19 protein-coding genes are annotated in these 17,716 nt (G+C 62.9%); 13 read left to right on the forward strand and 6 right to left on the reverse strand.

Going from position 1 to position 17,716, the window contains the following annotated elements; translation table 11 throughout:
• The first annotated feature begins 32 nt into the window (after positions 1-32).
• From ILFOPFJJ_RS06805 to ILFOPFJJ_RS06830, 6 genes are all read left to right on the forward strand, one after another.
• A complete protein-coding gene (locus tag ILFOPFJJ_RS06805; protein WP_173509765.1) occupies positions 33-632 on the forward strand; it encodes an NADPH-dependent F420 reductase in 600 nt (199 codons plus the stop codon).
• Positions 633-1,021: 389 nt separating this feature from the next.
• Positions 1,022-1,897, forward strand: a complete 876-nt coding sequence (gene panC, locus ILFOPFJJ_RS06810) for a pantoate--beta-alanine ligase (RefSeq protein ID WP_173509766.1) — start codon at positions 1,022-1,024, stop codon at positions 1,895-1,897.
• Positions 1,898-1,899: 2 nt separating this feature from the next.
• The gene (gene panB / locus ILFOPFJJ_RS06815) at positions 1,900-2,721 is read left to right on the forward strand and encodes a 3-methyl-2-oxobutanoate hydroxymethyltransferase (protein ID WP_173509767.1); all 822 of its coding nucleotides are present in this window, start codon (positions 1,900-1,902) and stop codon (positions 2,719-2,721) included.
• A 335-nt stretch (positions 2,722-3,056) separates the two neighbouring features.
• Positions 3,057-3,776 (forward strand): AzlC family ABC transporter permease, encoded by a 720-nt coding sequence (locus ILFOPFJJ_RS06820; protein WP_173509768.1) that lies wholly within the window; start codon positions 3,057-3,059, stop codon positions 3,774-3,776.
• Positions 3,777-3,779: 3 nt separating this feature from the next.
• Entirely contained in the window at positions 3,780-4,088 is a 309-nt protein-coding gene (locus ILFOPFJJ_RS06825) for a branched-chain amino acid transport AzlD family protein (protein WP_173509769.1), read from the forward strand.
• 110 nt (positions 4,089-4,198) lie between these two features.
• Complete coding sequence (locus ILFOPFJJ_RS06830; protein ID WP_173509770.1) at positions 4,199-4,438, forward strand: PA2433 domain-containing protein; 240 nt, start codon at positions 4,199-4,201, stop codon at positions 4,436-4,438.
• Positions 4,439-4,945: 507 nt separating this feature from the next.
• Here ILFOPFJJ_RS06830 and ILFOPFJJ_RS06835 read toward each other — a convergent pair.
• From ILFOPFJJ_RS06835 to ILFOPFJJ_RS06850, 4 genes are all read right to left on the reverse strand, one after another.
• Positions 4,946-6,781, reverse strand: coding sequence for an aminopeptidase P family protein (locus ILFOPFJJ_RS06835; RefSeq protein ID WP_173509771.1), 1,836 nt, complete (start codon positions 6,779-6,781; stop codon positions 4,946-4,948).
• Positions 6,782-7,387: 606 nt separating this feature from the next.
• Complete coding sequence (locus tag ILFOPFJJ_RS06840; RefSeq protein ID WP_173509772.1) at positions 7,388-8,263, reverse strand: 50S ribosomal protein L11 methyltransferase; 876 nt, start codon at positions 8,261-8,263, stop codon at positions 7,388-7,390.
• Between the two features lie 163 nt (positions 8,264-8,426).
• Positions 8,427-9,026 (reverse strand): SCO family protein, encoded by a 600-nt coding sequence (locus ILFOPFJJ_RS06845; RefSeq protein ID WP_173509773.1) that lies wholly within the window; start codon positions 9,024-9,026, stop codon positions 8,427-8,429.
• A gap of 132 nt (positions 9,027-9,158) precedes the next feature.
• Entirely contained in the window at positions 9,159-9,317 is a 159-nt protein-coding gene (locus ILFOPFJJ_RS06850; protein ID WP_173509774.1) for a hypothetical protein, read from the reverse strand.
• 251 nt (positions 9,318-9,568) lie between these two features.
• Between ILFOPFJJ_RS06850 and ILFOPFJJ_RS06855 the strand changes: the two genes are divergently transcribed.
• The 4 genes from ILFOPFJJ_RS06855 to ILFOPFJJ_RS06870 all read left to right on the forward strand — a co-directional run bounded on the left by ILFOPFJJ_RS06855 (position 9,569) and on the right by ILFOPFJJ_RS06870 (position 13,373).
• A complete protein-coding gene (locus ILFOPFJJ_RS06855) occupies positions 9,569-11,650 on the forward strand; it encodes a methyl-accepting chemotaxis protein (protein WP_246299481.1) in 2,082 nt (693 codons plus the stop codon).
• A gap of 2 nt (positions 11,651-11,652) precedes the next feature.
• Positions 11,653-12,117 carry a chemotaxis protein CheW gene (locus ILFOPFJJ_RS06860; protein WP_173509776.1) on the forward strand — a complete coding sequence of 155 codons (465 nt, stop codon included), beginning with the start codon at positions 11,653-11,655 and terminating at the stop codon, positions 12,115-12,117.
• A gap of 231 nt (positions 12,118-12,348) precedes the next feature.
• The gene (locus tag ILFOPFJJ_RS06865) at positions 12,349-12,744 is read left to right on the forward strand and encodes a hypothetical protein (protein WP_173509777.1); all 396 of its coding nucleotides are present in this window, start codon (positions 12,349-12,351) and stop codon (positions 12,742-12,744) included.
• Positions 12,745-13,067: 323 nt separating this feature from the next.
• Entirely contained in the window at positions 13,068-13,373 is a 306-nt protein-coding gene (locus tag ILFOPFJJ_RS06870; RefSeq protein WP_173509778.1) for a hypothetical protein, read from the forward strand.
• Positions 13,374-13,451: 78 nt separating this feature from the next.
• Here the strand turns inward: ILFOPFJJ_RS06870 and ILFOPFJJ_RS06875 are convergent, their stop codons facing one another.
• Positions 13,452-13,949, reverse strand: coding sequence for a CreA family protein (locus ILFOPFJJ_RS06875; protein ID WP_173509779.1), 498 nt, complete (start codon positions 13,947-13,949; stop codon positions 13,452-13,454).
• A gap of 210 nt (positions 13,950-14,159) precedes the next feature.
• Positions 14,160-15,419, reverse strand: a complete 1,260-nt coding sequence (locus tag ILFOPFJJ_RS06880) for a GGDEF domain-containing protein (protein WP_173509780.1) — start codon at positions 15,417-15,419, stop codon at positions 14,160-14,162.
• A 219-nt stretch (positions 15,420-15,638) separates the two neighbouring features.
• Here ILFOPFJJ_RS06880 and ILFOPFJJ_RS06885 point away from each other — a divergent pair, with 219 nt between their 5' ends.
• The 3 genes from ILFOPFJJ_RS06885 to ILFOPFJJ_RS06895 all read left to right on the forward strand — a co-directional run bounded on the left by ILFOPFJJ_RS06885 (position 15,639) and on the right by ILFOPFJJ_RS06895 (position 17,685).
• Positions 15,639-16,304 (forward strand): phosphoribosyltransferase, encoded by a 666-nt coding sequence (locus ILFOPFJJ_RS06885; RefSeq protein WP_173509781.1) that lies wholly within the window; start codon positions 15,639-15,641, stop codon positions 16,302-16,304.
• A gap of 206 nt (positions 16,305-16,510) precedes the next feature.
• The gene (locus tag ILFOPFJJ_RS06890; protein ID WP_173509782.1) at positions 16,511-17,158 is read left to right on the forward strand and encodes a cysteine hydrolase family protein; all 648 of its coding nucleotides are present in this window, start codon (positions 16,511-16,513) and stop codon (positions 17,156-17,158) included.
• Between the two features lie 65 nt (positions 17,159-17,223).
• Positions 17,224-17,685, forward strand: coding sequence for a GNAT family N-acetyltransferase (locus ILFOPFJJ_RS06895; RefSeq protein WP_173509783.1), 462 nt, complete (start codon positions 17,224-17,226; stop codon positions 17,683-17,685).
• The last annotated feature ends 31 nt before the right edge of the window (positions 17,686-17,716 follow it).

Raw genomic sequence — 17,716 nt, forward strand, 5'->3', positions numbered from 1 at the left:
GCAACAAACGGGAACATCGAAAGGAACGTGCCATGTCCATCGGCATCATCGGATCCGGCAATATCGGATCGGCCTTTGCCCGGGCGCTCGCGAGAGCCGGCGTACCGACCGTCATTTCCAATAGCCGCGGGCCGGAGAGCCTGAAAGAGCTTGCCGGCGAACTCGCCCCTTACATCACCGCTGGCACGCGCGAGGAGGCCGCAAGCGCCGATATCGTCCTTGTCGCCGTCAACTGGTCGAAACTTCCAAAGGCGCTTGCCGGCCTGCCGGACTGGGACGGCCGCATCGTCATCGACGCGAACAATCCGATCGAGGCGCCGCTCTTCAAGCCCGCCGAGCTCAACGGACGGCTTTCGAGCGAGATCTTTGCCGATCTCGTCCCCGGGGCCCGCGTGGTCAAGGCGTTCAATCATCTGCAGCCGCATCTCGTCTCGGGCAATCCGAATGCGGAAGGCGGGCGCCGCGTCCTGTTCTTTTCGGGCGATGACGTCGCCGCCAAGGCGGAGGTTGCGCACCTGATCGACCGCCTCGGCTTCTTCGGCATCGATCTCGGCCCGCTCTCCATTGGAGGAAAGCTCGCGCAGTTCCCCGGCGGCCCGCTGCCGGCGCTCAATCTGGTGAAGTTCGACTAGAGCAATTCCACCTGTGCAACGGTTTCCGTCCGGAATGGCTTTGTTCCAAAGCATTGGATCACTTCGACAAATGAAATGTTCCAAGATCAGGCAGGTCGGACGATCCGGCCTGCCTTTTTGGCCTCGGCTGATCCTTCCCCACACCATTTCCATTTGTCTTTTTGCGCTGCACAAGATAGAGCTTTTGCAGCCAAAATTTGTGCAATTGCCTTTTCGCGGGGCTGGCTACGACGGCGCCGCGCGTCCTGCCGGACGCGCAAGGTTCGCTGTAGCACTTTGAATTGCTGGGTGATTCCTTAAGTCGGTTCCGATTTAAGGAGTCGTGCAGTAGCCATATCGGCGAAACGGGGCGCGCCACTCAGTGCCCCGGCGGATTGGAGGATCCGGAGATGAGAACCATAACCACCATCACCGAGTTGCGGGCAGCCCTTGCCGAGCACAGGCGGGCGGGGAAGACCATCGGTCTTGTCCCCACGATGGGGTATCTTCACGTCGGTCACATGGAACTCGTGCGCCGCGCGCGCAGTGAGAACGACGTGGTCGTCGCCAGTATCTTCGTCAATCCGCTGCAGTTCGGGCCGAACGAGGATCTCGCCAAATATCCGCGCGACCTTGCTCGCGACGAGGCGATGCTCGCCGACGGCGGCGTCGATTTTCTGTTCGCGCCGGGCGTTTCCGACATGTATCCGCGTCCGATGGAAACGGTTGTCGACTTGCCGAAGCTCGGCTCGGAACTCGAGGGTTCGGTCCGACCCGGCCATTTCGCCGGTGTCGCGACCGTCGTCACCAAGCTCTTCAACATCGTGCAGCCGGATCGCGCCTATTTCGGCGAGAAGGATTTCCAGCAGCTCCAGATCATCCGCCGCATGGTCGAGGATCTGGCGCAGCCCGTCTCGGTGATCGGAGTCCCGACGGTGCGCGAAGCCGACGGCCTCGCCTGTTCGTCGCGCAACGTCTATCTGACCGCGGACGAGCGCCGCGCTGCCGCAATCGTTCCGAAGGCGCTGGACGAGGCCGAGCGGCTGATTTCCGGCGGAATGATCGACGCTGCCGCGGTCGAGAAGGGCGTCATCGACTTCCTGTCCACCGAACCGCTGGCCCGGCCCGAGGTCGTCGCGCTGCGCAATCCGGAAACGCTGGAACCGATCCAGGAAATCGGCGAGAAGCCGGTTCTTCTCCTGCTTTTTGTCCGCTTCGGTACCACGAAGCTGCTCGATAACCGTGTTATCGCTCCGAAATCCGCCCGTTTTGCAAAGGTTGCCTGAGAATGAGCGTACAAACCACGAAGCGGCGGCTGAGCCCCGCCAGTATCGAAGCGCTGAAGGGCGAACGCCCGATCGTCAGCCTCACCGCCTATACGACGCCGATCGCGCGCCTGTTGGACCCGCATGTCGATTTCCTGCTCGTCGGCGATTCTCTCGGCATGGTGCTTTACGGCCTCGACACGACCGTCGGCGTCACGCTCGACATGATGATCGCGCATGGCCAGGCGGTGATGCGCGGGTCCGAGCGCTCCTGCGTCGTCATCGATCTTCCCTTCGGCTCCTATCAGGAATCGAAGGAGCAGGCCTTCCGTAGTGCCGCCCGTATCCTGAAGGAAACCGGCTGCAGCGCCGTCAAGCTGGAGGGCGGGGCGGAAATGGCCGAGACGGTCGATTTCCTCGTCAGCCGCGGCATTCCGGTGCTCGGGCATGTCGGCCTCATGCCGCAGCTCGTCAACACCACGGGCGGCTACCGTTCGGTCGGCCGCAACGAGAAGGAAGTGGCCAAGATCCGTCGCGACGCCACGGCGATCGACGACGCCGGCGCCTTTGCGATCGTCGTCGAGGGTACGGTGGAACCCGTCGCCCGAGAGATCACCGCGACCCTGCGGGCACCTACGATCGGCATCGGCGCATCGCCCGCCTGCGACGGCCAGATCCTGGTGTCGGACGACATGCTCGGCCTCTTCAACGACTTCAAGCCGCGTTTCGTCAAGCATTTCGCCGAACTCGCGCCGGCGATCTCGAAGGCCGTCGAGGATTATGCCAACGAGGTGAAGGCGCGGACTTTCCCGGGCATCGAGCATACGTTCCAGGTCAAGCGCTGATCGCTACAGGCGATCTTTGCCCCTCACCCTAACCCTCTCCCCGCATGGGGGAGGGGACTGAGGCGCCGCGGCTTCTCCCTTCTCCCCGTCAAGGCGGGGAGAAGGTCGCGGCAGCGGGATGAGGGGCAGAAATGCGGGCAAAACGGTATGTCGCCGGACGCTCCCCCAAGGGCCGCAGCTCCCGCTGCCGGACCGCGCCGGGCAGCGGCCCGGCCAAACATCAGAAAATTCAATCACTGCATCAGCGCAATTGAATTGTCGCGCCCTGCGCCAGCGCCTATCTGTCCCCCCATGCCGGGTCGCGGACGTGCCTCCGGTTTCGGCGGAGGATGATCATGAACAGAGACGATTTCCGGGCGGGCCTGCGCGGTGGCTTTCCCGTCATGCTTTCCGCGTCACCCTTCGGCGCGCTCTTCGGGGCGCTTGCGGTCGACAACGGCTTTTCGGTCGCCGATGCGGTGTTCATGAGCGCGACCGTCTATGCCGGCGCCAGCCAGATGGTCGGCATCGAACTCTTCGGCAACAATGTCCAGCCGTGGCTGGTCGTGCTTTCGGTTTTTGCGGTCAACTTCCGCCACGTGCTCTATTCGGCCTCGATCGCAAAGCATATCCGCCACTTCACGCTCGTGCAGAAACTGTTGGCCTTCTTCCTGCTGGTCGATCCGCAATATGCCGAGACGGAACAGCGTGGCGAGCGGGGCCTGCCGGTGACCTTCTCCTGGTATCTCGGCTTCGGCCTCGTCATCTATTTTCCCTGGGTGCTCAACACGCTTGTCGGCGCGCTTTTCGGGCAGTTGATCGGCGACCCGAAGGCGATCGGCCTCGATGTGTTGTTGCCGATCTATTTCCTGGGCCTTGTGCTCGGCTTCCGCACGCGCGATCGCTTCCTGCCCGTGGTTGCGACGAGCGCCGTCGCCTCCGTTGCCGCAATGCATTTCGTCGGCTCGCCCTGGCATGTCAGCATCGGCGCGCTTGCCGGCATCCTGCTCGCGGCTTTCCTGCCGCAGGAGCCTCGCCTGCGGCAGGGGCCGGCGGCCGTTGAAAAGGAGGCCTGAGCCATGGATGCCCAGCACCTCAACCTGATCTACCTGATCATCGCCGCGGCGCTCGCCACTTTCGCAACCCGGTTCGGCGGCTATGTGCTGATCACCCAATTGAAGCGCATTCCGCCGCGGCTCGAGGCGGCGCTGAATGCCGTCCCGGCGGCGGTTCTGACGACGTTGGTTGCGCCAGCCTTCGTCTATGGCGGCTTCGACGTCGCGGCGTCCATGCTCGTTGCCTTTGCAATCGGGCTGCGCTTCTCGACACTTCGCATGCTGCTTGTCGGCTGGGTCGCGGTAATGGCTATCCGGCACCTGGTTCTGTAGACCTGCAGGAAACGAGAGCTTCCGGCCGGCATTGGCGTTGGAGCGCTACTGGACTATCATCCTTTCATTGCCGGAGAGGGCATCGGCCCTCCGGCCGTGAAGGGCGACTCATGATGATCAGGATATCGATTGCCCTTTTGCTGGCGCTCGCGCCCGTGACCGCCTTCGCCAATTCGTGCCCCTCGCAGATGGCCGCAATCGACGCGGCCCTGCCGTCAGCCTCCCTTTCCGAGGCCGACATGGCCAAGGTCAAGGAACTGCGCAAGCAGGGCGAAGACCTGCACCAGGCTGGCGATCACGCCGGTTCGGAGGCCGCGCTCGGCGAGGCAAAGAAAATGTTGGGAATCTGAATTTAGGAGCCGGGCTAACGCCCGGCTTTCAGTCTCCGCGAAATCCGCGACCGATCGGTCAGGCCGCAGGTTCGGCGCCGTGGCCGGAATCTTGACGTCCGCGCCCTGTGTGGACTGCGGGTGGCGAAGCCGTCGGCTCGGCCCAGGGGCACGCCATGCGGACGGACGGCATCACGTTTCAGGCCCAAGCGATTGATGATTGTCAAATCCAGTAAAATTTTCGGGTTACGCGCGAGCGTCGCGGGAAATATAAAGTTGTTGTTGGTAGAGACCATAAACCTCCCAACGGAGGCCCGGCTGCCCCAGCCCCCAACCTATGCCGGGCCTCCTGCAACCAGCCATAATCGAACGATTCCGGCTTCCGCGGCCCACCCGGCGCGGAAAGGCCCTTCGCCTGTTCTGCATACTGGAGTGCCAGATCACTTCATTGTCTCATTGAAACAATGAAATGATCCAAATCCTTGAACCTACGCAAATCCGGACGGACACACTTCTCCTGAAATTGCTCTAACGCGCGATCGCCTCCGTGGCGGCCCTCAGCCAGTCGCGCGTCTCGTCGCTGGCGAGCAACGGCATGAGTTTCTCGCGCGTTTCCGCGTGGTAGGCGTTCAGCCAGGCAAGTTCGTCGTCCGTCAGGAGCGCGGGGAGAACGAGGCGCCGGTCGATCGGGCAGTAGGTCAGCGTGTCGAATCCGAGCATCGGCAGGTCGCCGCCCTCGATCTCCGAGGCCTCGCGGACGACGACGAGATTTTCGATGCGGATGCCGAAGGCGCCCGGGCGATAGTAACCGGGCTCGTTGGAAAGGATCATGCCCGACAGCAGCTCCTGGGTCGAAAGCCGCGCAATGCGCTGCGGGCCCTCATGCACCGAAAGATAGGAGCCGACGCCATGGCCGGTGCCGTGGGCGTAGTCGGCGCCTGCCTTCCAGAGCGCTATGCGGGCGAGCGGATCGAGGTCGACGCCGCGCGAGCCCTTGGGGAAGCGCGCCATGCTGATCGCGATCATGCCTTTCAGCACCAGCGTGAAGAAGCGCTTCTGCTCCTCCGGAACGGCGCCGATCGCAACAGTTCGGGTAATGTCGGTCGTGCCATTGACGTATTGCGCGCCGGAATCGATCAGGAACATGGTCCCTGCCTCGATCGCCCGGTCCGTATCGGTCGTCACGCGGTAGTGCATGATCGCGGCGTGCGAGCCGGCGCCTGCGATCGTATCGAAGGAGATGTCCTTCAGCGGGTTCTGCATGCGTTCGCCGACGGTCGCGCGCGTGGTCTCCAGCCGTTCCGTCGCGGCGATCTCGGTTACGCTGCCCGGTTCCGTCTGGTCGAGCCAGGCGAGGAATTCGACCATCGCGGCGCCGTCCTGCAGATGGGCGCGGACTGAGCCTTGGATCTCGGCGGCATTCTTGCGGGCGCGGGGGAGGCGGGCCGGATCGACCGCGCCTACGACCGAACCGCCCTTCTGGCGGATCAGTTCGCCGATAGCGAAAGGAGCAAGGTCCGGGTCGATCATGATCGCCGCGCCGGTCGCCGCCAGTGCCGCGAGCCGGTCTTCGAAACCTGCGGGTGCGACGATATCGGCAAGCTGGGTGAGATAGGCTTCCTGCTCGATGCCGGTCTTGCGCTTGTCGAGAAAGATTTCGGCGCGGCCGCCCGCATGGATGATGGCGCGGGCGAGCGGATGCGGTGTGTGCGGCACGTCGCTGCCTCGAATGTTGAAGGTCCAGGCGACGGAGGAGGGGTCAGTGAGCACGACGGCGGCGGCCTTCGTCTTTTCGAGGCCGGCGGCGATCGCGGCGATCTTGTCCTTTGCCAGTTGGCCGGCGTGCTCGATCGGCTGGACCGTCACCCGGCCAAGCGGAGCGGCGGGCCTTGCAGTCCAGATCCGGTCAAGCGGGTTATGGTCGAGGAAAACGAGCGTGCCGCCGGTCTCGGCGAGCGCCTTCTGCAGCTTGAGGACCTCGGCGCCGGTGTGGAGCCAGGGGTCGACGCCGAGGCGGAAGCCTTTCGGGGCATGACCCTCCAGCCAGACATGCGGCGGTTCGCCGATAAGGTCGCCACCCGTGAAGACACTGCCGTCCACCTGTTCCTTGAGCTGGGTCACGTAGCGTCCATCGACGAAGACGATCGCTTCACGCCGCGTGATGAGCGCGACGCCTGCAGAACCGGTGAAGCCCGTCAGCCACGAGAGGCGCTCGGACGAGGCCGGCACGTATTCGCCCTGGAATTCGTCGGCGCGCGGCACGAGGAAGCCGTCAATGTCGAGGGCCGCGAAAGCGTCGCGCAGGGCGGCGGTGCGCTCCTTGCCGAACTGAGGCGTGGAGGTGACTTCGAAGGACTGAAACATGGATATTTCCGGTAAATGTGGCGGAGATCCGCGGCTAAGATGATCGCCATGTTAGCGGAAAGGCCGCTTCGGAGGAAAGAGGCGATATCCGGCCGTGAACAGACGGAAGCGGCCGAACCGCCGCCGGAGCCTGAGGCGTGAAGACAGGGCATTTGCCCATCCTGCGGACATATGCACCGCATGCATGGCACCCATGCTGCAAAGCATCTATCTCTATCGGAATAATGGTTTATAAGCCCGCTCAACGAACACGGACGAACGTCCGGTGGTTCAAAAAGCTGCGGTTCTGAGAATAGTTGGTCATTCTGTTCTCCTCCTCCCTCAAGGGTGGCCAATTTCAGAACGGTAGACGCCCGCTTGAGCGCTCCTCCTCCTCAGGCTCGCGGGCATGGTCGGTGTTAAAGCCGGCCAACAGGCGATGCCTCTGGCATCGCCTTTGTTTCGAAAAGGGCCGCCCGTCATGATGGACCGGGTGGCCTTTTTCGTTTCTGGACTTTCTCAAATCAATGCTACCCGCTTTTGGCGGTTACGGTATTGCAAGCGGCGAAGGACGCGCTGCTTGCATAGCGCCACGTGGACGGGCTGTCTTGCGCGGCCGGCGAGCCGCTATTTCGTCAGGTGGATCGTGACCCAGCCGTTGCGCCAGATGGTGCGCGCGTGCTTGAGATGCTGGCCGTTGTAGGCGGCGAGCACTCTCCAGCGCTGCTCGGCGAGGATGCCCGAAAGAATGACCGAGCCGCCGGCGGCGAGATTGGCGACGAGCTGCGGCGCCATCTTCATCAGCGGCCGGGCCAGGATGTTGGCGATGATCAGGTCGAAGGGGCCGTTGGCGCTGAAGGCCGTAGAGTGGAAACCGGGGGCGGTCGCAAAGGTCATGCCGTTGACGACGCCGTTGCGGCGGGCGTTCTCCTTGGCAACGCGGGTCGCGATCGGATCGATGTCGGTAGCAAGCACCGGCACGTGCAGGAGCTTCCACGCGGCGATCGCGAGCACGCCGCTTCCCGTGCCGAGGTCGAGGACGTTGCGCACGGCCCGCGTATGCGCGACGGAAGCAAGCACTTCGAGGCACCCGGCTGTCGTGCCGTGGTGGCCCGTGCCGAAGGCCTGGCCGGCGTCGATCTCGATGGCGATTTCGCCGGTGTTGACCTTGTCGCGGTCGTGCGAGCCGTGGACGACGAAGCGGCCGGCGCGCACGGGGGCAAGCCCCTCCAGCGACTTGGCGATCCAGTCGATATCGGGCAGCACCTCGCGTTCGATCGAAAGGTGGGAGAAATCGGCGGCAAGCGCTTCGACAAGCCGCGCCCTGACGCCATCCTCCTCATCAGCCATCATGTAGATTGAGGCTTCCCAGACGTCCCGCTTCTCGTCGATCTCCATCGTCGCGATGGCGTAGTCTTCGTCCTCGAAAACCACGCTCATCACATCAAGCACGGCCCCGGCCTGTTTCTCGGTGCTGGTGACGAAAAGTCGTATCTCGCTCAACGGTCTGTCCTTCGGCTGTGGTCGGCCCCGCCGCTATCATGAATGGGGCGCAAACGCAAAGCGCCGGCTACTGCATGTTTCCTTAAGTCGTCGCCGACTTAAGGGTAAAAACATGCAGCGCTGTAGGCACGGTGCTTCCGAGAAGGTCGGATGAACTGACAGCTCAGCCCTTGGTCAGGTTCTCGAGCTTCTGGACGGCGGTCTCCGGGTTCTCGCCATAGGCGATCGTGCCGCTGAAGTGCCCGTTCGCGTCGAGCAGGAACACCGAGGCGGTGTGGTCCATGGTGTAGTCGCCGTCCGGGTTCTTTTCGTCGACCGGCACCTTCTTGTAGTAGACGCGGTAGCCCTTGACCATTTCGAGGACCTTTTCCGGCGGGCCGGAAATGCCGGTGACGCGCTTGGAGACGTTGGAGACGTACTGGCCGAGAAGCTCGGGGGTGTCACGCTCCGGATCAACGGTGATGAAATAGGCCTGCAGCTTGCTGCCGTCGGGATCGACCTTTTCGAGCCAGCCGTTCATCTCGAATAGCGTGGTCGGACAGACTTCCGGGCAATGGGTGAAACCGAAGAAAAGCGCGGTCGCCTTGCCGGTGAACGCCTTTTCGGTAATCGGCTTGCCGTCCTGTGCGACAAGCGTGAACGGCACCCCGAAGGGGCCGGAGGATGCCTGCTGCTTCGATTGCGTCATGTCGTAGGTGAGCCAGCCGAGGATCGCCACCATGACGAGGATGGCCGCCCAAAGGGCAATGCGTATGGATTTCATCGTTGGTACCGGTCTGTTGTGGGCCGCGGCGGGCCGTCAATGAACGTGGCGTTGTGATACCGCTTCGCCACCACCGGCGCAAAGGGAGAATTGCCGCAGGCGACCCTCACGCGGCACGCGTGCGAACACGTATCAGAAGCACCAGGAAAGGCCGGCTTGGGCGAGCGACAGGAAGATGTCGGCGCCATGTGCAATCCAGCCCTGGAAGGCGAGGACGGCGACGAGCGCGAACGCGCCCGCGACAAAGGCGAGAACGAGGGGCGAGAGCGATTTCTTCGTGTCCGTGCGCATGAAACAAATCATAACACTGCAGGGCGACAAGGAAAGGGCCCCGGGACAGATCGTCGGCGTTCATCCGCAAACTTGGCAGCCGTGTTTTAGCGAATGTTTAATGTCTGTTTGCGAGTGTCGGCGAACGCGGAGAAGTGCACCACTTCGACATGACATGAGGTCATCCGGTTGATCGAGCCCGGCCTTCCGCATCGATCGTAACGGACGACCTCGCCTGCCGCGGCGGGTCCAATGCAATGGACTGCCAGTTGATGAATACCTTTCCATCCGTCGGACGCACCTTTTCTGTCAGCCAGCGACTTGCGACGCTTGCGGGCGCTGCCTTTCTCGGCTTCGGTTCGGTGCTCGCGGTCGGCTTGTACGAGGAACGGCGGTCGGAGGAGACGCTTGAAAAGGCGATCACCGCGCAGCAAGGCATGCGAACGGTCGAAGAGATGCGGCTTGCCGGTCTTGAACTGACGCTTGCGGCGATGGACACGATTGTCGATCGCGACGAGCGCAAGGTTCTGCCTGAGCGCGCGACCCAGATCCAGGCTTCTCTCGCAGCGCTGGATACCAAGAAAGCCGATGTCGAGGCGCTGGCGCGTCTCCTCGGCAAACCCGAATTGTTTTCGAGCTTCGATGCCGATCTCGCGGAACTGCGCAAGGCGATCGAAGTGGACTTGAAGGCGCTGGTGGAGGCGGGGGCGCAAGCGGAGGAATTCGCCCGCATCGACGATGCGATCGACGGTGGCGGAGAGCGCGTGGCCGCTGCGCTCGCGCAGTTGAGCGAAGCCGCCGCCGATCTCGCGTCCGCACGCATCGCCGAGACACAGGCCGCATCGACGAACGCACTCATTCTGCAGGCAACTGCCGGCCTGCTGGCGATGGCGACCTTGCTGGGGCTGATCTGGTTTCACGGCAGCACGTTGCGCCGGGGGATCCTGGGCTTACGCGACAGCATGCAGCGGATCCATTCGGGTGATCTGAACTCCAATGTAACAGGGCTCGGGCGCGGTGACGAGATCGGCGAGATGGCGCGCTCGGTGGACCTGTTCCGGGCATCGGCGATCGAGAAGCGTGCGCTCGAACAAAACGCGACGGCGAGTCGCAAGGAAATCGAAGAGGAGCGCCAGCGCCAGGAAGCCGAGCGCGATCAGACCGTCGCTCGCATCAAAGCCGCGGTCGATGCGCTCGGACGGGCACTCAACCAGCTTGCCGAGGGCAATCTGGCGGTCGCGATCCGCGAGCCTTTCGCCGACGGTCTCGATGCGCTGCGCCGCGATTTCAACAACACGGTAGAACAGCTGAGCCACGTTCTTTCGAACGTGAAGGAGAATGCCGTCTCGATCGAATCGAACGGCAGGCAGATGCGCAGCGCCGCCGATGATCTGGCACGGCGGACGGAACGGCAGGCGGCGTCGCTCGAGCAGACCTCGGCCGCCCTGGAGGAAATCACGGTGACCGTGAAGACCGCGACCGAGCGCGCCGAGGAGGCGAGCCGCATGGTCGACGAGACGCGCACCAACGCGGAAGAATCCGGCCGCATCGTCGGCCAGGCGATCTCAGCGATGGCTCGCATCGAGGGGGCCTCCAACGAAATCGGCAAGATCATCAACGTCATCGATGAGATCGCCTTCCAGACGAATCTTTTGGCGCTTAACGCCGGCGTCGAGGCGGCGCGGGCGGGCGAGGCCGGCAAGGGCTTTGCCGTCGTTGCCCAGGAAGTCCGGGAGCTCGCCCAGCGCGCGGCCGGCGCGGCAAAGGACATCAAGGCGCTCGTCACACGGTCCGGCAACGAGGTGGAAACCGGCGTAAAGCTGGTGCGGGCGACCGGTGAGGCGCTCGGCCGTATCGGCGCGGACGTCGCGCGCATCAACGAACATATGAGTTCCATCGTGATGGCGGCGCGCGAGCAATCGACCGGGCTCAACGAAATCAGCACCGCGGTCGGCCAGCTCGATCAGATGACGCAGCAGAACGCGGCGATGGTCGAGCAGACCAATGCTTCGAGCCACACGCTTGCGCAGGACGCCGAGAAGCTCAGCGGGCTCGTCAGCCAATTCCGCCACGGGCAGGTGAGCGAGGCAGCGTTCCGCGCGGCAGCGCCTGCTCCGGCGCAGCCCTCGATCAAGACAGGCACCCCGCCCAGGGCGAACACCTCCGTCCGCGCCGGCGCCGCCGTTCCCGCAAGGCCGGTGCCGCTGCGTAAACCTGCGGGGGCGCAGGCGTCGACCCGTCCAGCTCCATCCCCCGCCAAGGCCCTGATGGGCAAACTGGCGGGCGCTTTCGGCAACAAGCCGGGCTCTGCACCGTCCGTGACGGCATCCGGCGACAATTGGGAAGAATTCTGATCATGAGCAACGCTATCAAGCAGTCCGGCGCCTATCTCGAAATCGTCTCCTTCCACCTTGGAGATCAGGAGTTCTGCATCGACATCATGGCGATCCGCGAAATTCGCGGCTGGGCGCCGGTGACGCCGATGCCGCATACGCCGCCCTATGTGCTGGGCCTCATCAACCTGCGCGGGGCGGTGATCCCGGTCATCGACATGGCCTGCCGCCTCGGGATGAAGATGACCGAACCGTCCGAACGCTCGGCAATCATCGTCACCGACATCAACGGCAAGCTCGTCGGCCTGCTGGTCGAGCAGGTTTCCGACATGATGACGATCCGCAGCGAAGACCTGCAGCCGGCGCCGGAGATCATTGCGGAAGCGCAGCGCGCCTTCTGCCGCGGCATCGTGGCGCTCGAAAAGACGATGGTCTGCTTCCTCAACCTCGATACCGTCATCGCCGACGAGCTGGCGCAGGCGGCATAGCCCGAACACAAGCTCTGGTTATCGCAAGGCCCGCTTCGGCGGGCCTTTTCGCGTAAAGGGATGCAGATTGCTCTCGGGCGAACCACGTGTTTTCGCCGCGCGCATCAAGGCAGGACGGGCAAATCGCCAGTTGCTTTCCAGGAACACGTGCCCGCCAAAGGCGTTATACCAATTGTGACAAACGCAGTATCCGTTAGGAGGGGGATGCTGCTAGCGACACAGGAGAATGCCATGAGAGTTTCCATGAAAACATCTTTCGCTGCAATCGTCCTCTCAAGTGCCCTTGCGGGTGTTTCGGGTTCAGCCTTTGCCGACAGCTACTATCAGGGCATCGACCCGCATAATCCTCCAGGGACTCAGAACAGAGGAACAATGCTAGTACCGACGCAGCGGGCCCCCTATTACGTCGATGAAATGCCCACGGGCAGCATCTACGTCGATCCGATGTCGACAGGCAGCATTTACGTCGATCCGATGTCGACAGGCAGCATTTACGTCGATCCGAGGTCGACAGGCAGCGTCAGTGGAGCCCCTGGCGAGGTGCGTGAGCGCTACAGGAATGAATACCACGGTCCCGGTGAAGGCGACTACTATCAGGGTATCATGCCCCCGGCACCGGTTCCCTGAGCGGATAACCAATCCAGCTTATCGATAAAGATTTCCGGCGCTGGCTAGCAGGCCAGCGCCCTAAGGGCGGCGTTTCCTCTGTGCTGACGGCTGTTTTGTCGGCACGGGCGCCGCGCTTCCAATATGCGCATGGCAGAGCACACGGGCCAGAGACGGTCCGTCGCGTGCCGCGTCAAGTTACACTTGCGTAATGTTCCATCACGGTTGGATGAGTCATTCGTGACAAAACGTCACCGCTTGCAAGGAACAACCGCTTCAAAATGGTGTTATTCTTCCCGCATCCGTTGGAGGCCGGATGCGTAATGAACATAGGAGCCAATGTCATGAAAGTTTCGCTGAAAACATCACTTGTTGCATTTGCCCTGTCCTCCGTAGTCGGCGCCGCGGCGCCAGCCTTTGCGGACTCCTATTACCAGGGCATCGACCCGCACAATCCTCCGGGCACCCAGAACCAGGTACGGTCCACCGTGATACCGCAGAACCGGGGTGTGCCGGGTACGGTTGATGAGATGCCGACAGGCAGCATCGACAATGGTCGGGTCATATATCCGAATACCGGAACCTATCAGGAACGCTATGACCCGGGTGAAGGCGATTATTACCGCGGTATCGTCCCGCCGAAACCCTGACATGGAATAACGTGAACAATTCTCAAGGCGGGACGGACGTCCCGCCTTTTCTTTTGAGCGCTATTGCCTTTGAGCGGGCTATTGCGGGCGCCCATTCTCCCAGGTGACCGTCTGGCCAAAGAGCGGAACGGTGGTGATCGACATCTTGGCCGATCCATCCGTCAATTGTCGCGAATGCGCGAGGTAGATCAGCGTGTCATTGGCCTTGTCGTAGATGCGGGTCACCAAAAGATCCTTCCAGATCAGCGACAGGCCGGAGCGGAAAACCTCTTCTCCATCCCTGGACAGGTTGATGTCGCCGATGGTGATCGGCCCTGTCTGCCGGCAGGCGATCGAATTGTTGGAGGGGTCCTCGAACCAGTTGCCTTTCTTCAGGCGGTCGATCACGCTGCGGTCGAAATAGGTGACGTGGCAGGTGACACCGTTGATTTTGGGGTCGCGGACGGCGTCGATCTTGATATCGTTGCCAAGCCAGTCGACGCCCACTTCGCCGACCGTTTCGGCGCGCGCGGGGAGGGACGCTGTGGCACAGGCGGCCAGGGCGGCAAGGAGCAGGGTGCGGATGGGGCGGAACATGAATATTCTCCGATGGATTGCAGCGTTGAGATACTGCATGTTTCCATAAATCAGAGCCGATTTAAGGACAAAAACAAGCAGCCATTCAAAGTGCCACAGCGACCTTTGTGCGTCTGAAAAGACGCACGGCGCTGTAGGTGCGGACGCGGCAATGCAAGGCGAAGGCGCAGCCCGCAGCTGCCTGCCGAAGCACGCAGCAGGGCTTGAATGTCAGGATCGATGCCGGCGCGTCATGCGGCGCGGAGCAGCACTTTCGCGCTCCGGGATATCGGACTGGCGCAACTGCGCCGCCGCTGCCGCGAGTGCGCGGGCGCTGGCGTCGATCTGGCGCTGCCTGGCGATCGTACAGCGGTCGCGGCCATCCGCCTTTGAATCGTAAAGCGCCAGATCGGCGCGGATCATCACGTCGGTAATCGTATCGCCCGGCGCTGCGGCCGCGATGCCGATGCTGACGGTCAGCCGGATGCGCTGGTGGACGCGGCCGACCGGCGTTTCACGCACGGTCCGGCAGATTGCCTCGGCGAGCGCCGTCGCCTGCTCTTCCGTGTGGTCGGGCAGGATCAGGCCGAACTCCTCGCCGCCGATTCGGCCAAAGGCACCGCGGCCATCGAGGAAGGCAGATACCGTCTCGGCGAAATGGGTGAGCGCGATGTCGCCGCAGGCGTGGCCATAGTGATCATTGATCTGCTTGAAGTAATCGAGGTCGAGCAGCAGGAAGGCAAGCGGCCGGCGCCGGGTCAGGCAATCGGCGAAAATCCGCTCTCCCGCCTCGATCAGCGCCCCCCGCGACAGGGCACCGGTCAATCCGTCGCGGGCGATGGTGATCCTGAGACTGGCGATCACGCGGCTCTGGACCGTGAGGATCACGGCGAGAAACAGGAGCGGCAGAAAAGCCACCCGCATCGCGGCAAGCCCGAATTCGAAGGCGATCGCTGCATGTGAAGCGGAAGCACCCGCTGCCGTTTGATGCCAGGGGCCAAGCGCATAGACGAGAGCCGCGCAGCCGATCGTGGTCGAGCCGACGATGACCGCGTGGCTGAGGGGGTGCGCCTTTGGCCAGCGATCGAGCATGGCGAGACCGGCAACGAGGAGAAGGGTAGAAATAGCACCTGCGGCAATCAGCACGCGGGCGCCGAGGCTGCCGTAGCCGTTCAACCAGACAACCAGGCCGACCCCGCCAGCTGCGAGTGCCAGCGCCGGGAAGAGGGAGGCAGGGGCCGACAGCGCGAGGAGGCCGCGGAATCCCAGAAGGATGAAGAGGCTCGCGGATATCAGCGCGGCATAGCCGAGCATGGCGGGAAGGAAGGCCCGGGCTATTTCGGCCGCCATCATGGAGGCTATTGCGAGCGCCGAGAGTGCACAGGCCAGGCAAAAGAACTGCACCCCGGCGACTGTCGACCGCCGCAGCGACAAGAGAACCGGCAGCACCATCAAAAGCGCAAAGAACGATATGGCAGGGAGAAAGCTCATTTCGAAACGGCCTGTCGTGCTAAAATAGAGAGGCGGCTTGCGTTCCAGCCAATATGGACGTCATTGGTACCTGTGGCGCATTAACGAAAGCCGGCAAATTTTGATGCAATTTTAGCGATTGGTTGACCGCGAGGCGGTTGTGCCTTGCCGACATGTAGGGCCGAGGTGGAACGGCCGAAGCGGAAGGCCAGTGCGGGAGGGCGGAAAGGAGCAGGTGCCATGTCCGGTGAAAGCATACCTTTTGCGGACAGGGTCGATGCGGGCCGAAAGCTCGCTCGCGCAATCGAGCGCGAAGGCTTTGCCGATCCCGTAGTGATGGCGCTGCCGCGCGGCGGCGTTCCGGTGGCCTTCGAGGTCGCCGCCTATCTCGGCGCGCCGCTCGAACTCCTGATCGTGCGCAAGGTCGGTGCGCCCGGGCATTCCGAGTTCGGCCTCGGCGCACTCGTCGACGGCGAAGAGCCGCAACTCGTGTTGAACGAGGAGGCGATGCGCCTCGTGCGTCCACCTGAAGCCTATGTGAAGGCGGAAACCGAGCGCCAGCGGCTTGAACTTACACGCCGCCGGGCGCTCTACGTCGGCAATCGGCCGCGCGTTTCGCCGAAGGGACGCAACGTCATCCTCGTCGATGACGGCATCGCCACCGGCGGGACCGCCAAGGCGGCGATCCAGGCGCTGCGGCAGGAGGGCGCTGCGGCCCTGATGCTCGCCGTTCCGGTTGCCCCGCCAAGCGCCGTTGCCAGCCTGCGCCGGCAGGTCGACCGGATCGTCTGTCTTGCGAGCCCCAGCCCGTTCCATGCGGTCAGCATCTATTACGACGATTTCGAGCAGACGACGGACGCGGAAGTGGTTGCGCTCCTGAAGGAGGCGAGAGGCGATGGCCCGTGAGCTTCCGGCAGGGCAAGATCGTCCGGCCGCGACGACATTCCCTCCCGCTGCATGTTTCCTTGAATCGTAGCCGTAAGGACAAAAACATGCAGCAGCCCAAGGCGTTACAGCGGTCTTTGCGCGTCCGACAGGACGCGCGGCGCTGTAGTCCAGCTTGAATTTTCGAACGCCCGCCTCATGTCTTTGACAAAGGTGAGGAGAGGGTGATGATCGCTGGACTTGGAATTGGAAGAACATTGCGGGATTTTTGTCGTCCGCACCGGATGGCGCTCGTCGTCTATGACATGCAGGCCGGCATAGTCCAGCAGGTCAAGGACGGCGCGGAGATCACGGCCAAGGTCCTGAAGGTCATCGAGGCCGCTCGCGACGGCGGCTATCCGGTCATTTTCCTGCGGCACATGTCGATGCCGCGCGAATTGATGGGCGCGTTCCAGCTTCGTCAGGCGATGGCCTGGCAGCGCACGGACGATCCGGACGCGGTCACGCCCTGGTTCCTGCGTGGCACGCCCGGCTTCGAAATCGTTCCCGAACTCGCGCCCCGTGAAAACGAGGCCATCCTCGACAAGATCACCTTTTCGGCCTTCGAGGGCACGCCGCTCTCGATCATCCTGCGCGATCTCGGCATAACATCCTTCGCGATCTGCGGCATCGCTACCGAGATCGGCATCGATCCGACCGTGCGCCACGGCGCGGACCTCGGCTTCGTTCCGATCGTCATCCGCGACGCCTGCGGAGCGGGGCATCAGGAGGCGGCCGAGCGATCCTTCGACAACATCGCTTATATGGGCGACGCCATCCTCAGCGATGTGGAGGAGATTGTCGGGGCGATGAGAGGTCATCCCACCGCCGCATAGACCGGATCGATGCCAGGGTTTATCCTCTCGCCCTCCGCAGGGGCTTTTCCGTAGGTTCGCAAAAAATGACAGAAGACCTCTCCATCCGGCCCGTCGTGCGCAGTGACTACGACCGATGGCTGCCGCTCTGGGAAGGCTATAACGCCTTCTACGGCCGCCTGGGCGAAACCGCGCTCACGTCGGACATCACGCTGATGACCTGGTCGCGCTTCTTCGATGCCTATGAACCGATGCATGCGCTGGTTGCCGAAAGCAAAGGCCGGCTGATCGGGCTGACGCATTATATCTTTCACCGCAGCACCACCTCGATCCAGCCGAATTGCTATCTCCAGGATCTCTTCATCAACGAAGCCACGCGCGGCAAAGGCGTCGGCCAGGCGCTGATCAACGGCGTCTTCGAAGCGGCGCGCCGAGCAGGCTCGCCGCGCGTCTACTGGCTGACGCACGAGAGCAATATCAAGGCGATGCGCCTCTACGACCAGGTGGCGGTGAAGTCCGGTTTCGTGATGTACAAGATGATGATTTGAGTGCCGCTGCGCAGATCGTAACAGTGGAATC

This window comes from Sinorhizobium psoraleae (assembly GCF_013283645.1).
GTDB lineage: Bacteria > Pseudomonadota > Alphaproteobacteria > Rhizobiales > Rhizobiaceae > Sinorhizobium > Sinorhizobium psoraleae.